Annotated in this window: 7 protein-coding genes; all 7 read right to left on the bottom strand. The window is 71.8% G+C overall.

What is annotated here, in order from left to right; translation table 11 throughout:
- Positions 1 to 72: 72 nt before the first annotated feature.
- Positions 73 to 2,970, bottom strand: coding sequence for a beta-xylosidase family glycoside hydrolase (locus E1O70_RS13915; protein WP_061269179.1), 2,898 nt, complete (start codon positions 2,968 to 2,970; stop codon positions 73 to 75).
- Positions 2,971 to 3,125: 155 nt separating this feature from the next.
- Positions 3,126 to 7,304, bottom strand: coding sequence for a beta-L-arabinofuranosidase domain-containing protein (locus tag E1O70_RS13920; RefSeq protein WP_061269178.1), 4,179 nt, complete (start codon positions 7,302 to 7,304; stop codon positions 3,126 to 3,128).
- 253 nt (positions 7,305 to 7,557) lie between these two features.
- The gene (locus tag E1O70_RS13925) at positions 7,558 to 11,439 is read right to left on the bottom strand and encodes an alpha-L-arabinofuranosidase C-terminal domain-containing protein (protein WP_167505714.1); all 3,882 of its coding nucleotides are present in this window, start codon (positions 11,437 to 11,439) and stop codon (positions 7,558 to 7,560) included.
- Between the two features lie 263 nt (positions 11,440 to 11,702).
- On the bottom strand, positions 11,703 to 12,680 hold the full coding sequence (gene yjfF / locus E1O70_RS13930; RefSeq protein WP_061269183.1) for a galactofuranose ABC transporter, permease protein YjfF: 978 nt from the start codon (positions 12,678 to 12,680) through the stop codon (positions 11,703 to 11,705).
- An 83-nt stretch (positions 12,681 to 12,763) separates the two neighbouring features.
- Entirely contained in the window at positions 12,764 to 13,822 is a 1,059-nt protein-coding gene (locus tag E1O70_RS13935; RefSeq protein ID WP_043655183.1) for an ABC transporter permease, read from the bottom strand.
- Positions 13,819 to 15,357, bottom strand: coding sequence for a sugar ABC transporter ATP-binding protein (locus tag E1O70_RS13940; RefSeq protein ID WP_061269177.1), 1,539 nt, complete (start codon positions 15,355 to 15,357; stop codon positions 13,819 to 13,821). Before E1O70_RS13940 ends, E1O70_RS13935 begins: the two co-directional genes overlap by 4 nt.
- A gap of 235 nt (positions 15,358 to 15,592) precedes the next feature.
- Positions 15,593 to 16,612, bottom strand: coding sequence for an ABC transporter substrate-binding protein (locus tag E1O70_RS13945; RefSeq protein WP_031315144.1), 1,020 nt, complete (start codon positions 16,610 to 16,612; stop codon positions 15,593 to 15,595).
- Positions 16,613 to 16,972: the final 360 nt, after the last annotated feature.

A 16,972-nucleotide genomic window follows, 5' to 3' on the forward strand; every position in this document is an offset into this window, starting at 1 on the left:
CGTCGTCCTACGTCCTCCCTCCTCTGGCGCCGACCCGGCGCGGCCTGCGCGACCCGCCGGGTCGGGCGCGGGTCAGCGGCCGAACGGCACGGTGCGGGTCGTCGTCGCGGCGTCGGTCGAGCGCGTGACGGTGACGGTGGCCTCGCCGGCCGGCGCCTGCGACCGTCGCGTCGGGAACGCCTGGTAGGCGCTCGCCCCCGGTCGGACGTCGGCGAACGTGCGGCTGCCGTACGGCGTGGTGACCACCACGTCCACCGGGACGTCCTCCTCGTTCACGACGCGCACGGCGACGTAGTCGGTGCCGGCGAGCGCGCGCAGGCTCGCCTCCGCCGCGAACGCGACGTCCGGGGACGTCGTCGGCTCCAGCGACGCGACGGCGAGCGCGAGCGCCCGCGCGGGGGCGTCGGCCTGGTTCTGCGTCGACGGCGCGGTCGTCGACCGCGCCCAGGCGAGGGCCTGCTCGACGGCGGCCCACGACTCGGCCGTGTGGTCCGCCGGGTCGAGCCCTTCCGCCTCGGCGACGACGGCGTCGAGCGCCGTCCGGTCGGCGCCGCCGTCGGCGTCGAGCACGTCGCTGAGGAGGAAGTGGTCGAAGTCGACGTGCCCGCCGGTCCGCTCCTTGGCGTAGGAGAAGAGGCCGAACCGGTAGCCCATGAAGTGGGACAGGCTCCAGTCCATGACGAGCGGGCCCTGGCGCGGCCCGAGCGGCTGCCACGTGCGCCCGTCGAGGCTGTAGGAGTACCGCACCCAGAGCTGGCCGTTCGGCGAGGCGAAGTCCGCGTCCGCCTTGAGGTGCACGTCCGTGCGCTCCCCGAGCGGGACCTGCGACCCGGGGACGAACGACTCGACCGCCTCGCGGTCGATCGTGTCGGTGAACGGCTGGAGCCGCGTGACGAGGCCGAGCATGCGCTCGCCGTCGACCTGCTGGACGCCCGCGTACGCGAAGCTGCGGCCGTAGACGGCCAGGCCGGCGACGTCGCCGTCGAGCATCCCCGACACGTCGAGGCGGGTCTCCGCGGAGGACGTCGGCCCGAAGGTGCGCTGGCCGAGCGTGTTGCGCGCCTCCTCGAGGTAGGTGAGGTCGCGCCCGGGCGCCTTGGTGTACTCCGCCTCGCCGGTCACGACGTGCCCGTTGGTCAGGCGCAGCCAGCCCTCGCGCTCGGTGAGGGACCAGTACCGGTTGTCCGGCGCGTGGTTCCACTGCCAGGCGAGGTCGAGGTCCGAGCCGTTGTACGACACCTCCTCGAGCGTGGGCGTCTCGACGGCCGGCGCGCGGCCGACCACGGACACGTCGTCGAGCAGGTACTCGACGCTCGACGACGGCGGCTGCGGGTTGCCCCACGGCGTCTCGACCGCGAGCTTGAAGGTCCGGACGTCCGCGTCCTGCGGGACGGTGTAGGTGCCCCGCACGGTCGTCCACTCCCCCGGCGTGGCGTTCGCCCACGCGAGCGTGGTGACGCCCGCGCCCCAGTCGCCGACGAGGTTGAAGCGGACCTGCGCCGGCCCGGAGGCGTAGCGGACCCGGGCCGAGACCTCGTACGTCACGCCCGCCTGGATCTTCCCGCCGAGCTGCTGGTTCGGCCCGGAGCCGTTGAGCGTCCGGCCCGCCACGCGCAGCGCGCCCGTGCCCGACGCCGCGCCGCTCGTCTCGCGCGACAGCGTCGCCCCGAACTGCGCGGCCCACGGGGCGGTCCCGGCGTCCTCGAACCCCGGGTTGGCGACGAGCTCGACGCCGAGCAGCGACTCGTCGTACGTGGGCGCGTCGGGGACCTCCCAGACGGTGTCGCTGAACGCGCGGTGCTCGGCGTCGTTCGCGAAGTCGTCGGAGGCGACGATGCTCTTCAGCCGCTCCCGGCGCTCCGTCGCCGGGTCCAGCACGATCGGCTTGGCGAACGTGTCGCCGACACGGACGACGCCGTCGTCGCCGAACGTGGGCCAGCCGTCCTCCCACGTCGCGGGGATGAGCGCGGGGATGCGGCCGAGAGGGTAGGTGTCGCGGAAGAACATCCCCCACCACTCGTAGCCGCCCGCACCGTCGGGCACCTCGACCAGCCCGCCCTGCGCGAAGCCGTCCGAGTTCAGCGCGCTGCGCGCCTCGTACGGGTTCGAGCCGTCGGCGGTCTCGTAGCGGCCCAGCAGGTGCGGCGAGCGGAAGAGCACCTCCTGCCGGTTCTGGCCGCTGGGCCACGTGATGATCGCGACGTAGTACTCGCCGTCGATGTAGTGCACCTGCGCGCCCTCGAACAGCCCGCCGACGAACGGCTCGCCCGCGTAGTCCGCGGCGCGGAAGATGTTCGGGAAGTCCGCCTCGATCGCGGTGAGGTCGTCGTTCAGCCGGACGGCGCTCGTCGCGCCCGAGCCGTAGAAGATGTAGGGCGTCCCCCCGTCGGCCTCGTCGAAGAACAGCGACGGGTCGTGGAACCCCCGGCCGAGCGCGGTGCGCTCCCACGCGCCGTGCTCGACGTCGTCCGTGCGGAAGAGGTACGACCCCCCGAGGTCGTTGGTGTTGAACACCACGTAGAACGTGCCGTCGCGGTAGCGCAGCGAGGACGCCCACTGCCCGTTGCCGTAGCCGTTCTTCCCGTTGCGCAGCGACGACACGTCGCCGACGCCGAGACGGTCGTAGACGTAGCCGACGATCTCCCAGCTCACGAGGTCGTACGACTTCATGATCGGGGCGCCGGGCGCGAGGTGCATCGTCGTGCTGATCATGTAGTAGAGGTCGCGGCCCTCGTCGTTCTCGGCCGCGGGGACGCGCGTGACGCTGATGTCGGGGACGTCGCTGCGCAGGAGCGGGACGTCGTAGGTCCCGTCGCCGCGGTCCGTCGTGGTCAGCCCGGTGAGGGCGGTCGCCGCCGGGGGCGCGTCGTCGGTCGTCGTGGTGGCGTGCGCCGCGGGCAGGCCGGCGCCGAGCGCCAGCACCCCCGCCACGATCGTCGCCGCGGCTCGTCGTCTCCGGTGCCTGCTCATGTCGTTCCTCCTCGTCGAGGTCCTGCTGCTGTCGTGGGTTCATGCGGGGATATCGATGTCGGTACCGATATCGACTGACGCCGCGTCGCCGTGGTGCGGCGTCCTCGCGGCCCGTCGGACCGACCGCGAGGACGCCGGTGCGGCGCGCGGGTCGCTCAGCCGCAGGTGCGCGGCTCGATGTCGACGTCGTGGGTCGTGGTGACCGGGGCGCCGTCGAGCACCGCCGTCGCGGTGACCGTCGCGGTGCCGGCGGGGACCGCCGTCGCGCGCGACGCGAACGACTGGTACGCGCTCGCGCCCGGGGCGACGCCCGTGGACGACCTCTCCCCGTACGGCGTCGCCAGGGTGACGTCCACCGGCGTGGCGCCCGTGTTCGTCGCCCGGACCGCCACGTAGGCCCTGCCGGCGAGGCAGCGCGACGAGACCTCGACGTCGAGCGGGACGACGGCCGTCGCCCCCGGCACGATCTCGACCCGGTAGGTCGTGGCGGTCTCGTGGTCCTGCGCGACGCCGACGACCTCCACGGTCCGAGCGCTCCCGTCCGCCGGGAGCGGCACGACGCGACCCTGCGTGTCGTCGATCAGCACGCCGTCGACGCGGACCAGGCCGCTCGGCACGTGCGGGTCGGCGTCGAGCACGACGCTCGTCGTGCCCGCGGGGACGGTGAGGGTGTAGTCCGTCACCGCCGGGTCGAACGCAGGGGCGAGCGACCCGGTGTCGAACGCGAGCGCCGCGAGCCCGGGCGTCGCGTCGTACGACGCCGCGCGGTCGACCCGGACGCCGAACACGCCTCCGGCCCAGCCGCCCGTCGCCTGGAAGCGGACGGTGACCACGGGGATGCGCTCGCCGTCTTCGTCGAGCACGTACTCCCCCGCGCTGTCGACCTTCCAGCGCGTGCCCTCGCCGATCTCGAGGTACTTCGCCGGGAGCTGCGTCGTGTCGACGTAGAACCCCTGCTCGTCCTTGGTCGGGGCGTTCGCGACCGTGGTGATCGTCTTCAGCTTCTCGTCGTTCACGTACAGGTCGAACACGCGGCCCTGGTCGCCCGAGTAGAGCGTGACGCCCAGGTGGTTCGACGCCGAGGCCGGGTCGACCATGAGGTCGTAGCTGAACCAGCCCGTGCCGTTCGCGTGGCGGAACTGACGGCCGGAGAACGTCCCGACCGACGACCCGCTCTGCTGGAGGTTCTTCGCGTTCTCGAAGTTGTTGTTGTCGAAGCTCGTCAGGCTGTCGACGGTGCGGTCGGCGTCGCGCAGCTCCTGCTTGGCGCGCAGGATGCGCTCCTGCGACGCGGCCGAGTCCGGCTCGTCGAGGTGGAGGTAGAGCCCGTACGTCACGTCCCAGTTGGTGTGGTGGGGCGTGAAGACGAGGTCGCCGCCGTCGGCGGTGTTCCGCAGCTCGAGCTGGACCCGACCCTCGGCGTCGTCCTCGACGCGGACGAGGTTCTCCGCGATCCGCTCCTTCCACTCGTCGGCGCCCATGTTCGCGGCCGTGATCGTCGTCTGGGCGTCGGCGTCGCGCGTGGACGAGCGGACGAGGATGCCCGTGCCCTGCCACGCCGGCTCGGGGACCTCGCCGAGGTTCGCGGAGAGGACGACGGGCCCGTACCGGAAGGCCACGAAGTACGGGTTGTCCGGGGTGTCGACGACGGACGCCGCCATCGGCATCGTGTACCGGACCACGTCGCCCGCGGCGACGGGCAGCACGACGTACCCGCGCGACGCGTGCGGCTCGACGGCGGCGCCGTTCACCTCGACCGCGGGCTCGCCCGCGATCCACGACGGCACGCGCAGGCGCAGCGTCGCGTCCTCGGCGACCGCACCGCCGTCGAGCGCGTCGACGCGGAAGGTCACGGTGTCCTCGTTCGGCAGGTTCGCCTCCTGCGTGAGCCGCAGGTTCTGCTCCACGTGCTCGACCGTCGAGGAGAAGAACATGTTGACCCACACCGAGCCCTGGCCGGTGAAGTAGATCGAGTCGCCGAGCTTGGAGAAGCTCTCCATGCCCGTCCCGGTGCAGCACCAGAACTCGGTGAACGGCAGGTTGTAGACGCGGTGGTAGCCCGACGCCATGGGGTTGAAGTACGTCGTCGTCCCGGTCTCCGGGTTCTGCGACGCGAGGATCGTGTTGATGAACGCGTTCTCGTAGTAGTCCGCGTACCGCACGTCCTTGCTCAGCGTGAAGAGCTCGCGCGCGAGCTTGAGCATGTTGTACTCGTTGCACGTCTCGGCCGTCTCGGCGTTGCGCGCGGTGCCCTGCTCGTCCGCGCGCTCGTGCAGCGACCCGGGCGCGTGGAAGTGCTCCGCCTGGCTGTTCGCGCCGGTGACGTAGGTGTGGTCGCGCACCACGATGTCGAAGAAGTTCTCCGCCGCCGCGAGGTACATCGGCAGCTCGTCCTTCTCGGCGGGCGTGAGCAGGTCGTAGTAGGCGGGGTTCTGCGTGAACACCTGGTAGCGCTTGAGCGCGCCGAGCAGCTTGGGGATCTGCGTGTTGGCGTGCTTGCCCAGCAGCACGTCCTGGCCCGCGGCGAGCTGACGGAAGAACGTCACCTCGTCGAACGCCTCGGCCGCCTCCTTGATCCGGACGTCGCCCGTGAGGTCGAACAGCTCGTACAGCGCCTCGTTCATGCCGCCGTACTCGGTGCGGAGCATGACGTCGGTGCTCGGCAGCTTCGCCACGCGCCCCTGGACGTAGAGCCCGAAGTCGGTCGCGACGGCGAGCGCCTGGTCGCCGACCCGGCCGTCGACGTGCTCGGCGACGTCGAGCAGCCCGGCGAGCACCTTGTGCAGGTTGTACCAGGGCACGATGACGTTCTCGTCCGACGTCCCGGTGCCCTGCACCTGGTCGAGGATCGACTCGCGGAACGCGGAGACGTACCCGGCCGAGCCGGGGTGCGCGGCGGCGTACGCGTCCTGCACGCGCGCGAGCCCGCCCACACCCTCCTCGATCTCGGTGAACAGCGCGTCCTTCGTCGCCTCGTCCTGCGTCGAGGACCACGACATCGCGAGCGCCGAGAGGTAGTGGCCGAACGCGTGGCCGCGGAAGTTCACGGCGTTGCTGCGCTCCCAGCCGCCGTACCCGGCGGCCGTGGTCGGGGTCAGCCCGCCGACCTTGTAGAACTCGTAGAGGAACGTCTCGGAGTCCAGGCTCAGCAGGTACTCGTGCTCCTTCGCGGCAGCGTTCTGGAGGAAGTCGTCGGAGAGCAGCACCGACGGCAGCGCGGTCTCCTCGAGCGGCGTCTCGTCGACGAGCGCGGGCACGACGACCTCGAGGTCGCGCGTCACCGGCTCGCCGTCGAGGTAGCGCACCGTCGCGGTCAGCGTGACGTGCGCGTCGTCCTCCCCGATCGCGGGCCGGACCACGGTCCCGTCGGTCGCGACGACCTCGGGATGCGACGACCGCCACGTCACGGTCGACCCGCGCGAGCCGGTCGCCGGGAGCACGAGCGCGACCGTCGCGCGCTCCGGCAGGGACAGCGTGTCGGCGTCGTCCTGCGCGATCGCGTCGCGGTCCACCGTGCGCCCGCTCTCCTCGTACAGCCCGACGACGTCGCCCAGGTCCGCCACCGCGTCGTACAGGCGGTAGTCGTCCAGCGCGGCCTTGAGGTAGGCGCCGTTGTACTGGGGCCCGTTGAACCCGATCGTCTTCGGCAGCGCCGGGTCGGAGCCCAGGACCCCCGTCGCGTCGCCGGCGACCGCGCTGGCCACCGTCGACGGGACCTGCTCGCCGTTGCGGTAGAACGCGACGGCCTTCGTCGCGTGGTCGTACGTGACGACGACGTGCGTCCACTCGTCCGCGGGGAAGAACGCCGCGCGGTCGGAGCTCGCGACCCGCACCTTGTACGGCTGGCCCGACGCCGGCCCCACCGACAGCGCGAGCGGCACCGTGTCCGACTCGGACGACAGGTACCAGCCGTCGGAGTTGTAGGCCCGCTTGTTCCACGTGATGACGTGCTCCCCGGACAGCTTCCCGCTGGGCTCCACCCAGAACGAGAGGGTCAGGTCCTCGGGCTGGAGCGCCGTCGACGACCCGAGGTCGAGGTACGTGCTGCCGCTCAGGCGCAGGGCCTGCCCCGCCCCGTCGACGCCGTCGACGTAGGAGAAGCCGGTCGGCGCGGAGCCCGTGTGACCGCGCAGGGCCACGGGGTGCGTGAGGGGGCTCGCGTCGGCGACGTCGCCGTCGAACGCGAGGTCGAGGACGGGCGCGGGCAGGGCGTCGGCCGCGACGGCGGACGGTGCCCACGCGGTCACGGCGAGCGCGGCGGCGGCCGCCACGGCCGCCAGCCGGGCCACGCCGCCGGGTCGACGGCGGACGCCGTCGGTCGGTCGGGGGTGCATCGGTGCTCCTCTGGTCGGCGCGGGCGTCGTCGCCCGCGCGTCGAGACGTGCGGTGTCGTGCGGTGTCGTGCGGTGTCGTGCGGTGTCGTGCGGTGTCGTGCGGTGGCGGCCCGCGCGGGGAGCGCGGGCCGCGCCCTCGTGGCCCGCCGGACCGGCCACGAGGGAAGCGTGCTCTCGCGAGGTAGAGCCAGCGGTCGCGAGGTAGAGCCCGGGGGCTTCTACCTCGCGACCTGCGGTTCTACCTCGGCATGGTTCAGCCGCAGTCGAGCGCGTCGTAGGCGACGTCGACGGTCGAGGTGACCTGCTCGCCGTCGAGCGTCGCCGTGCCCGTCACCGTCGCGGTGCCGGCCGGGGCCGACGTCGCGCGCGCCGCGAACGACTGGTACGCGTTCCTGCCGGGCGCCACGTCCGCGAACGCCTTCTGCCCGAACGGCGTCGCGAGCGTCACCGAGACCGGGACGTCCTCGCCGTTCGTCGCGCGCACGGCGACGTACGCCGTGCCCGCCAGGCAGCGCGGCGCGACGTCGACCGCGAGGTCGAGCTCGGGCTCCGTGTCGGACGCGTGCAGCCGGACGAACGTGATCGAGTGCGCGGGGAACTCGTAGGAGAACTCCTCCCCCACGCCCGTGAGCGTCCGCTCCACCGGGACGATCCGCTCCGGGTCGGCCTTGGTGTTGGTGTCCGACGGCGCGCCCACCATCTCCGTGACCGTCGCCTGGTCCGCGATGCCGTCGGAGCCCTCGACGTGCACCTGCGTGCGCGCCGCGGTCGCGGTGGGGTTGACGACCTTGACCACGACGTCGCCCGTCTCGTCGTCGCGCGTGACGACCTGGTAGAGCGACTTGGTCGACGGCTGCTCGTAGGACATCTGGAGCTCGCCGTCGAGGTAGAGCTCGATGGTCGAGCCCTCGACGACGACCTTGACGTGGTACGGCTGACCGGCCTCGATGCTGTGGTTCTCGACGGCCTGCACCTCGTTGGCGCTCCCGCCCGACGCGCGCTGGAGGGCCTGGCGCGTGTTGTTCCACCCGCCGAGGTTCCACCAGTAGTAGTCGTTCGGGCCGCCGGCGGCGAACCCGACGAGGAAGCCCTCCGCGCCCGACGTCTTGCGCGCGTCGAGCTCGAGCGTGTAGCTCGACCAGTCCTTCGCGTACGCGCCGGCGACGATCGACCGGGCGTCGGTGACGTTCGTCGCCGACTGGACGTAGGCGCCGTCCTGCGCCGCCCACGTGCCCGACTGCGGCTCCCACTGCGACGCGCCGGACTCGAAGTCGTCCGCGAAGAGCACGTCGCCGCTCGCGTTGTCGGTGACGCGCACGTTGTCGTACTGCGCGGCCGTGTTCCACGTGGAGAGGAAGACGCCGCCGTCGAGCGTCGCGTCGGCGGGCGCCGGGCCGGAGTGCGTGCTGGGCACGACCTCGTCGCCCGCGTTCGCGGAGAACAGCTGCTGGACGTAGTAGTTCACCGAGCCCCAGGACTCGTCGTTGTCGAACCAGATCGCGTCGGGCGACCACTGGACGTACGACTCGTTCGCGAGCAGCGGCGCGTACGACGCGAGCCGCACGACGTCGGAGTTGCGCTCGAGGCCCGTCATGAAGGCGGCCTCGGACAGCGCGTTGGCGAACGTGTTGCCGCGCGACGCGTACTCGCCGAGGAAGACGTGCGGCCCCTCGCGGTCGTAGGAGTCGTAGCGCTCGTCGTTCTCGAGGAACCACTGCGGGTCGTTGTAGTAGTGCTCGTCGACGAGGTCGACGTCCTGCTCGCGGTTGAACTCCCACAGCTCGTCGAAGCGCTGGCCCGTGTCGTCCGGCCCGGAGTTCGAGATGATCTGGACGTCCGGGTAGGCGGCCGCGATCGCGTCGCGGAACGCCGGGAAGTTGGCCTCGAACGTCTTCGTGTTCTCCTCGTTGCCGAGCCCGACGTACTTCAGGCCGAACGGCTCGGGGTGGCCCAGCTCGGCCCGCACGGCGCCCCACTCGGTCGTCACGTCGCCGTTGGCGAACTCGATCAGGTCGACCGTGTCGTCCACCCACCGCTGGATCTGCGCGGGGTCGGTCATCTCGGGGATGGTGCTGCCGCAGCCGTTGGCGCCGACCGACACCACGGGCAGCGGCGTCGCGCCGAGGTCCTCGGCGAGGAGGAAGTACTCGAGGTACCCGATGCCGTAGGACTGGTTGTAGCCCCAGAAGTTCCAGTTGGTCGCGCGCTCCTCGACCGGGCCGATCGTCTCCTTCCACTGGTACGTGCGGCGACGGTCGGTGAAGCCCGACTCCTCGTACGTGCGGAACGTGCCGACGTTCGTCACGCAGCCGCCGGGGAAGCGCAGGAACTGCGGGTCGAGCGCGTCGATCTTCTCGGCGAGGTCCTTGCGGAGCACGGACTTCCCGTTGACCGGGCCGACCCACGTGTCCTGCGGGAAGAGCGACACCTGGTCGAGCGCGAGCGTGCCCGCCGCGCCGGAGAGCAGCGCGAGCCGCCCGGCGTTCGTCGTGCCCGTCGCGGTGAGCGTGACGTCGTACCTCTTCCACGCGTTCGAGCCGTCGACGGCGACCTGGCCGGTCGCGTACGCCGTGGTCCCGGCGGCGTCCTCGACGCGCACGGTGACGGTCTGCGCCGTCGCCGACCGCGCCCAGACGGAGAAGTCGTAGGACTCCCCCTCCTCGACGAACAGCCCCGTGTTGTACCCGGCGTTGCGCACCCCGGCGCCCGCGCCCGTCGTCGTCAGGTTGAGGTAGTTGCGGTTCGTCGCGTTGAGCCGCCCGGCGTCGTTCACGACCTGGGTCGTCGCCGTCGCGCCGCCGCGGTTCGCGGCGCTCCACGCGGTGAGGCCGGTGAACGACCCGTTGTCCTGGTTGCTGAACTCGAACGACCGGTTGCGCACGAGCTCGGCGTACAGGCCGCCGTCGGCCGCGTAGTTGATGTCCTCGTAGAAGATGCCGTACAGCTCGTCGCTCATCTGGGTGCGCTCGCCCGCGAGGTCCACGGTGATCTCGTGGTCCGCGCTCGTGGCGGGCGTGATCGTGAGCTTCGTGGCCGCGTCGCGCGGACCGAGGACGAGCGCGCCGTCGGAAGCGCGCACCCCGGCGTACCGCTCGGGGTCGGCCGCGCTGCGCAGCCAGACCGTGCCGCCGCCCGCGTCGGTGAGCCGCAGCGCCGTCGCGTCCGCGCCCGCGGGCCCGAGGGAGAGCCGGGACGCGCCGGAGACGACCACGGGCCGGTCGCCGACGGCGAGCGTCACCGGGGACGTGCCCTCGGCGCCGTCGACCGCCGTCGCGGCGAGCGCGACGGTCGTCGCGGGGCGCTCGTCGTCGAGGGCGAGGCCGTCGTCGGTCGCCACGAGGTACCGGGCGTCGCCCGGGCCCGCGAGCGTGAACGTGCCGTCGGGCACCTGGTCCGCGCCCTCGGCGGCCTGGACCGCGACGTAGTCGAACGCCGCGGTGTGCGCCGCGCCGCTCTGCGCGGCGAGCGCGTAGAGGCCGACGTGCGTCGTCGGGAAGTCGACGGTCACGGAGCCCGCGGGCTGCCACGCGGTGCCGTCCCAGAAGCTCGTCGCGATCGTGTCGCCGGTGCGCTGCATGCGCAGCGTCTCCCCGGTGGAGCCCGGGCGGTCGGTGAAGGCCGCCGCGCTGAAGACGCCGCCGGTCTCGACGTCGTTCTCGATCGCGCGGCCCGACGGCGAGAGGTCACCCACGAAGGTCAGGCCCGACCGGACGTAGTTGTCCATGTCCTGCCACGCGACGAGGCCGGCGCCCTGGTAGACGGAGGCGACGGGCACCTCCAGCCGGGTGACGACGGTGAAGTCGCCCGCCGGCACGTCGAGCAGCACGACGTTCTTCGCGCTGTTCGCGTCCTGGTACGTGTCGCCCGGCTGCGAGGTCAGCGTGAGCTTCCCCCCGCCGACGGACAGCGCCTCGGGCACGGGGTTGACGACGGTCCAGTCCGGGCCGAGCGCGGCGCCGTCGAACGTGTCGACCCATGCGCCGTCGGGCAGGTCGGGCTCCGCGGCGGCGGCCGGCAGCGACGTCGCGAGCGCGACCGTGCCGACCATGCCCGCCACGAGGGCGACCGCGACGGACCGGCGGCGCGCCGGTCTGCGCCGGGGCGTGGGGAGGGACGGGTGAACAGACGTTTCCATAGGGCTTCCTCTCATCGTCGAGAGACACGCACCGTTGCGTGTGAGCGTTCACAAGTTCGGCCCGAGCCTAGTGTGAGCGCTCACATTCTACAAGGGCGGCGTCATGACACCGCCGGTCGGGCGTGCGCCCGAACGACCCAGGGGTGCCGGCCCCCGTCCTGCTCCGGTGACCCCGGGCCGTCGGCCCGGGCAGACGGCCGCGGCACCGGCCCCGCGCCGCGGACGTCACGCGGACGTCCGGGGCGGGGGCCGGTGCCGCCGGCTCACCTCCGCCTGATGACGAGGACGCGCTGCAGGATCACGAAGACCAGCAGCAGCACGCCGATGACGATCTTCGTCCACCACGAGCTCAGGGTGCCCTCGAACGTGATGATCGTCTGGATGAGGCCCAGCACGAGCACGCCGAGCACGGACCCGAGCACGAAGCCCGTCCCGCCCGTGAGGAGCGTGCCGCCGATGACGACCGCCGCGATCGCGTCGAGCTCCATGCCGACGCCCGTGAGCGAGTAGCCGGACCGCGAGAACATCGCGAACAGCAGGCCGCCGATGCCGGCGCACGTGCCGCTCACCACGTAGACGAGCACCTTGGTGCGCGCGACGGGCAGGCCCATGAGCATCGCCGACTGCTCGCCGCCGCCGATCGCGTAGACCGTGCGGCCGAACTGCGTGTAGTGCAGCACGTAGAACGCGATCGCCACGACGACGAGCGCGATGATGACCGCGGTCGTCAGGCGCCAGCCGTCGCCGATCTCCTGGCTCCAGCCCGCGAGCGCGACGAACGACTCGTTCGTGATCGGGATGGACTGGAGGCTGATGACGTAGCACAAGCCGCGCGCGAGGAACATCGCGGCCAGCGTCGCGATGAACGGCTGGATGTCGAACACGTGGACCATGAGCCCGACGGCGAGCCCCAGCACGGTGCCGATGAGGACCGCGATGACGAGCACCACCGCGACCGGCCACCCGCTCTGCAGGAGCGACGCCGTCGTGATGCCGGACAGCGCCACCACGGCGCCCACGGAGAGGTCGATGCCGCCTGTGAGGATGACGAAGGTCATCCCGACCGCGAGCACGATGAGGAACGAGTTGTTGATGAACAGGTTCGAGACGACGCGGGCCGAGAGGAAGTTCTCGTACCGGCTCCCGCCCACGACGAGCATGAGCGCGAGCACCGCGAACGTGCCGAGGACCGGGAGGTAGCGCCGGTCGAGGCGCACGCGGCTCGTGAGTCGCTCGGTCATGGTCGGTCGGCCTCCGGGGGCGGCGGTCTCGGCGCCCCGGGGGTCGGGCGGCGAGGTCGGGGCAGGGGTCTGCACGGCGGACATCAGGCGCTCACCTCCGCGGCCGCGGCGGCCGTCGGGGCCGCGCGACGTCGTCGGGCGGCGACCAGGTCGCGCACCTTCGGGGACTGCGCGAGGCAGACCGCGATGACGACGATCGCCTTGAACAGGGGCGTGACGGACGGCGAGATGCCGAGCATGGTCACCGTGAGGGTGAGCGTCTGGATGATGAGGACGCCGACCAGGGTGCCGGAGAGCGAGAACTTCCCGCCCGCGAGCGACGTGCCGCCGATCACGACGGCGAGGATCGCGTCGAGCTCGATGAAGAGCCCGGCGTTGTTGGCGTCGGCCGCCATGGTGCTCGACGAGATCATGAGGCCGGCGAGGCCCGCGAAGAGCGCGCAGACCGCGTAGACGGTCCAGATGATGCTGCGCGCCTTGACGCCCGCGAGGCGGCTCGCCTCGGGGTTGATGCCGACGGACTCGATGAGCATGCCGAGCGCGGTGCGCCGGGTGAGCAGCGCGACGGCCGCGAAGACGATGCCGGCCAGCACGACCGCGACGGGGATCCCGAACCAGAACCCGGACCCGATCGACTTGAACGGTGCGCTGTTGACCGTCGTGATCTGGCCGCCCGTGATGAGCATCGCGACGCCGCGGCCCGCGGTCATGAGCACGAGCGTCGCGATGATGGGCTGGATCCCGAGGACGGAGACGAGGAACCCGTTCCACACGCCGAGGACGAAGGACAGCGCGAGCGCGATCCCCACGGCGACGAGGACGGTCGTCAGGCTGTCCGGCGTGGGCGACGACGCGATGAAGCTCAGCGCGACGGCCCCGGAGATCGCGACCACCGCGCCGACCGACAGGTCGATGCCGCGCGTCGCGATGACGAGGGTCATGCCGAGCGCGACGAGCAGCAGCGGTGCGCCGTTCTTCAGCAGGTTGACGAGCGACCCGAAGAGGTGGCCGTCCTGCAGCCTGATGGACAGGAAGCTCGGCCGGTTGACCGTGTTGACCGCCAGCAGCACGACCAGCGCGACGATCGGCCAGAAGAGCCGGTGCTGGACGGCGCGCTGCCAGGCGGGTGCCGTGGTGCTCATGACTCCTGCCCTCCGCTCGCGATGAGCTCGACGACGTCCTCGACCGTGACGTCCTCGTCGTTGGTGATCTCCGCGACCTTGACGCGGTCGCGCATGACGGCGATGCGGTGGCTGAGCCGCAGCACCTCCTCGAGCTCGGCCGAGATGAACACGACCGACATGCCCTCGCCCGAGAGCTGGGCGACGAGCTTCTGGATCTCGGCCTTCGCCCCGACGTCGATGCCGCGCGTCGGCTCGTCGAGGATGAGCAGCCTGGGCGCCGTCGCGAGCCAGCGCGCGAGGAGCACCTTCTGCTGGTTGCCGCCCGAGAGGTTCTTGATGAGCGCGTCCGGGTTGGCGGGGCGGATCGCGAGCGCGCTGATGTACTTCTCGACGATCTCGTCGACCTGCTTGCGCGGCAGGCGCCGGGCCCACCCGCGCTCGGCCTGGAGACCGAGCACGATGTTCTCGCGGATCGTCAGGTCGCCCACGATGCCCTCGGCCTTGCGGTGCTCCGAGGAGAACGCGATCTTGCGCTGCATCGCGGAGCGCGGCGTACGCAGCCGGGCGAGCGAGCCGCCGACGCGGACCTGGCCGCTGTCCGCGCGGTCCGCGCCCGCGAGCAGCCGGGCGAGCTCGGTGCGGCCCGAGCCGAGGAGGCCCGCGAGCCCGACGACCTCGCCCGGGTAGACGTCGAGGTCGAACGGCTGCACCGAGCCCTTGCGGCCGACGCCGAGCGCCTGGACGAACGGCGTCGCCTCGCGGTCGGCGACCGAGCGCTTGGGCGCCTCCTCGAGCTCCTCGAGCACCTCGAGCGAGGTGCCGATCATCTTGGAGACGAGCTCGAGGCGCGGCAGCTCGGCGGTGACGTACTCGCCGACGAGCCTCCCGTTGCGCAGCACGGTCATGCGGTCGGAGATCTCGTACACCTGCTCGAGGAAGTGCGAGACGAAGAGGATCGCGACGCCCTCGTCGCGCAGGCGCCGCACGACGGCGAAGAGCTGCGCGACCTCGTCCGCGTCGAGGCTGGACGTCGGCTCGTCGAGGATGAGCACCTTGCACTCGACGACGAGCGCGCGGCAGATCGCCACGAGCTGCTGCACGGCGAGGGAGTGGCTCGAGAGCGAGGACGCCGGGTCGATGTCGAGGTTGAGGCGCGCGAGCATCTCCCCCGCCCGACGGCGCGTGGCCCGCCAGTCGATCGCGCCGAGGCGGCGCGGCTCGTGGCCGAGCATGATGTTCTCGGCGACCGAGAGGTTCTCGCAGAGGTTGACCTCCTGGTACACCGGCGAGACGCCGGCGGCCTGGGCCTCGCCCGGGCCGGAGAACGTGTGCTCGGCGCCGTCGACGAGGATGCGACCGGAATCGATCGAGTAGACGCCGGTGAGCGCCTTGATGAGCGTCGACTTGCCGGCGCCGTTCTCGCCCATGAGGGCGTGGACCTCTCCGGGCCGGAGCGTGAGGTCGACTCCGTCGAGCGCCTTGACGCCCGGGAACTCGATCGAGATCCCGGTCATCTCGACGACGGGCCGACCGTCGGGGACGGCGGTAGTCATGGGTGACCTTCCGTGCAGCGGTGGCGGCGGGGCTGCCGGGCCCCGGGGCGCCTCAGGACGCCGGCGGGGTCGGCATGCCGGCGGTGGTGCGTCGGCCGCGCGCCGGGGAGCCGTGCTCTCCCGGCGCGCGACCCGTCCGTGGTGGCGGGGCCGGTCGGCGTCGACCGGCCCCGCCGGGGCGGTGCGGAGCGGGTGCCCGGAGGTCCGGGGCGCCCGCTCGGCGCGCGCGGTGCGCTCAGTACTCGCGCGTCGGGAGCGCCTCGATCGCCTGCTCCTGCGTGAAGGACTCGTCCTTGACGACGATGCGCTTCTCGACCTCCTCGCCCGCGACGACCTTCTTGATGATGTCGGCCAGGTCCGGGCCGAGGAGCGGGTTGCACTCGACGATGAAGTTGATCTTGCCGTCGGCGAGGGCCTGCATGCCGTCCTTGACCGCGTCGACGGTGACGATCTTGATGTCCTCGCCCGGGACGAGACCGGCGGCCTCGATGGCCTCGATGGCGCCGAGGCCCATGTCGTCGTTGTGCGCGTACACGAGGTCGATGTCGTCGTGCGCCTGGAGGAAGCCCTCCATGACCGTCTTGCCCTCGGCACGCGTGAAGTTGCCGGTCTGCGAGTCGATGATCGTCACGTTGGGGTTGTCGGCCGTGGCGTTCTCGAAGCCGGTCTTGCGGTCGATCGCGGGCGCGGCGCCCGTGGTGCCCTGGAGCTCGACGACGTTGATGGGCTCGGTCGCGAGGTTCTCGGAGACCCAGTCGCCGGCCATCTCGCCCTCGAGGACGAAGTCGGAGCCGATGAACGACTCGTAGAGGGTGTCGTCCTCGGAGTCGACCGCGCGGTCGGTGAGGATCACGGGGATGCCGGCCTGCTTGGCCTCCTCGAGCACCGCGTCCCAGCCGGACTCGACGACCGGGGAGAACGCGATGACGTCGACGCCCTGAGCGATGTAGGAGCGGATCGCCTGGATCTGGTTCTCCTGCTTCTGCTGCGCGTCGGAGAACTTGAGGTCGAAGCCGTTCTCGGCCGTGAGCGTGTCCTGGATGGACTTGGTGTTCGCCGCGCGCCAGCCGGACTCGGCGCCGACCTGCGAGAAGCCGACGGAGATCGTGTCGCCGCCACCGCCGCCGTCGCCGCCCGCGTCGTTGCTGCTGCCGTCCGTGCTGCCGCCCCCGCTGCTGCACGCCGCGAGCGCGAGGACCGCCACGCCGGCGAGGACACCCGTCAGACGCGTGCGCGCCTTGGTCGTGCTGAACATGCTCTCCTCCTTGAGATGCGACCTCGGCGCCGTGCCGAGGATCGTCGGGTCGTGCCAGCCCCTCATCGGACTGTTGACTCTTGTTGATACATGTTTGCTTGTGTCAATGTCTAGCGGTGTCAGGGCCGCTCCCGCAAGCCCCCACTCGGCATTCCGCATCACCGTTCGGTAACCATTCCGGTCACCGCTCGGCACTGCGACGTGCTCGAGCTGCGGAGCCAGGCGAGGGGCAGGACCCCGGGCCCGCGGATGTGATCGCTCACAACCTCCCGAGAGACGATGTTAGCGCTCACACGGCTCCAGGGGAAGCCGCCGCCCCGTCACGGTTCGGTCACGGCCGACGGCCGTGACGGGACCGTG

The sequence above is a fragment of the Cellulosimicrobium funkei genome, from assembly GCF_004519295.1.
Classification (GTDB): Bacteria; Actinomycetota; Actinomycetes; order Actinomycetales; family Cellulomonadaceae; genus Cellulosimicrobium; species Cellulosimicrobium funkei.

Coding starts and splice junctions, on each gene's coding strand:
- E1O70_RS13915 (WP_061269179.1), bottom strand. CDS start 2,970: ATGAGCAGGCACCGGAGACGACGAGCCGCGGCGACGATCGTGGCGGGG.
- E1O70_RS13920 (WP_061269178.1), bottom strand. CDS start 7,304: ATGCACCCCCGACCGACCGACGGCGTCCGCCGTCGACCCGGCGGCGTG.
- E1O70_RS13925 (WP_167505714.1), bottom strand. CDS start 11,439: ATGGAAACGTCTGTTCACCCGTCCCTCCCCACGCCCCGGCGCAGACCG.
- yjfF (WP_061269183.1), bottom strand. CDS start 12,680: ATGACCGAGCGACTCACGAGCCGCGTGCGCCTCGACCGGCGCTACCTC.
- E1O70_RS13935 (WP_043655183.1), bottom strand. CDS start 13,822: ATGAGCACCACGGCACCCGCCTGGCAGCGCGCCGTCCAGCACCGGCTC.
- E1O70_RS13940 (WP_061269177.1), bottom strand. CDS start 15,357: ATGACTACCGCCGTCCCCGACGGTCGGCCCGTCGTCGAGATGACCGGG.
- E1O70_RS13945 (WP_031315144.1), bottom strand. CDS start 16,612: ATGTTCAGCACGACCAAGGCGCGCACGCGTCTGACGGGTGTCCTCGCC.